2 protein-coding genes are annotated in these 1,416 nt (G+C 65.2%); both read right to left on the bottom strand.

The genetic code is table 11. From position 1 onward, the window contains the following. Positions 1-194 precede the first annotated feature (194 nt). Entirely contained in the window at positions 195-989 is a 795-nt protein-coding gene (locus tag LQV45_RS32340; protein WP_230011630.1) for an ATP-binding cassette domain-containing protein, read from the bottom strand. Then, a partial coding sequence (locus tag LQV45_RS32335) for an ABC transporter permease (RefSeq protein WP_230011627.1) occupies positions 986-1,416 on the bottom strand: 431 nt, incomplete at its 5' end. The genes LQV45_RS32340 and LQV45_RS32335, both read right to left, overlap by 4 nt.

Genomic DNA, 1,416 nt, shown 5'->3' with positions numbered 1-1,416 from the left:
CAGCGCTTCGCCTATGACCATGACGTCGAGCGTCTGGTGAGCGTCGTTCCGGGCTGTTGTGAGGTAATCCATGGTCTGTCTCTCGTGGGATGGTGATGATGGGAACTCCCGGTATGGATCCGTCCGCGGACCTGGGGGGAGGTCCGCGGACGGAGAAGGGAGCTCCGGTAGAGCGGGAGGGTACTAGCCGGCCATCAGGCGGTGGCTGCGCCGGTCATGATCGCCACTGCGTCGGTCATTGTGTGTGATTGCGGAGTGATGGTGGCAGCGCACTTGCCCAGGCGCTGGATGTGGATCCTGTCCGCTACGTCAAAGACGTGGGGCATGTTGTGGCTGATCAAGATGACCGGCAGGCCGCGGTCGCGAAGGTCCCTGACCAGCTGGAGCACCTGGTTCGATTCCCGGACGCCAAGTGCCGCCGTCGGTTCATCCAGCACAACGACCTTTGAACCGAACGCTGCGGCGCGGGCCACGGCGACAGCCTGGCGCTGGCCGCCCGAGAGGTTCTCCACCGGCACTGTCACGTCCTGCAGGGTGGAGATGCCCAACCGGGTCAGCTCTTCCTTGGCCTTCCGGCGCATACCTTTGGTGTCAAGCATCCGGAAGACGCTCCCGAGGAGTCCCGCACGCCTTTCCTCCCGACCCAGGAACAAGTTCGAGGCGACGTCGAGGGCCGGTGAGACGGCGAGGTTCTGGTACACGGTTTCGATCCCGTGGACCCTGGCGTCCTGCGGCCGCTTGAAGTGCACGGGCTGTCCTGACATGAAGAGCTCGCCGGAGTCCGGGACTTCTGCTCCGGTGAGGCATTTGATCAGGGTTGACTTGCCTGCGCCGTTGTCGCCGATGATCGCGAGGACTTCGCCCGGGTAGAGGTCGAGACTGACCCCGTCCAGTCCCACGACACGGCCGAAAGTCTTGACGAGGTTCCGGGCCTGCAGGATGGGCTCGCGCGTGGCGACGTGGGGGGCTTCAAATTCTGTCGTGGTCATGACTTGACCTTTCGGATCCACTGATCGACGGACACAGCAACAATGATCAGGACGCCCACGGCGAGCGTCTGGTACAGCACGTCCAGCCCGGCGAGCGAGAGGCCGTTGCGGAAGACACCCACGATCAGCGCTCCAAGCAGTGAACCCCAGATGGAGCCGCGGCCGCCGAAGAGGCTGGTTCCGCCGATCACGACGGCGGTGATGGAGTCCAGGTTCAGGTCTACGCCGGCGTTGGGGCTGGCGGCGTTGGTGCGCCCGATCTGGATCCAGGCGCCGGCGGCCAGGACGGCGCCGGCGGCGAGGTAGACGCTCATGAGAACCCGGTTGACGGGGATGCCAGCCAGGCGGGCGGCTTCCTTGTCATCGCCCACGGCGTAGACATGCCGGCCCCAGGCCGTCTTGCCCAGGATGAAGGCGACCGCGACAT

It is taken from the genome of Microbacterium sp. Bi128, from assembly GCF_918698205.1.
The sequence above is the reverse complement of the archived record's forward strand: the minus strand, read 5'-3'. Positions and strand labels throughout refer to the sequence as shown.

Coding starts and splice junctions, on each gene's coding strand:
- LQV45_RS32340 (WP_230011630.1), bottom strand. CDS start 989: ATGACCACGACAGAATTTGAAGCCCCCCACGTCGCCACGCGCGAGCCC.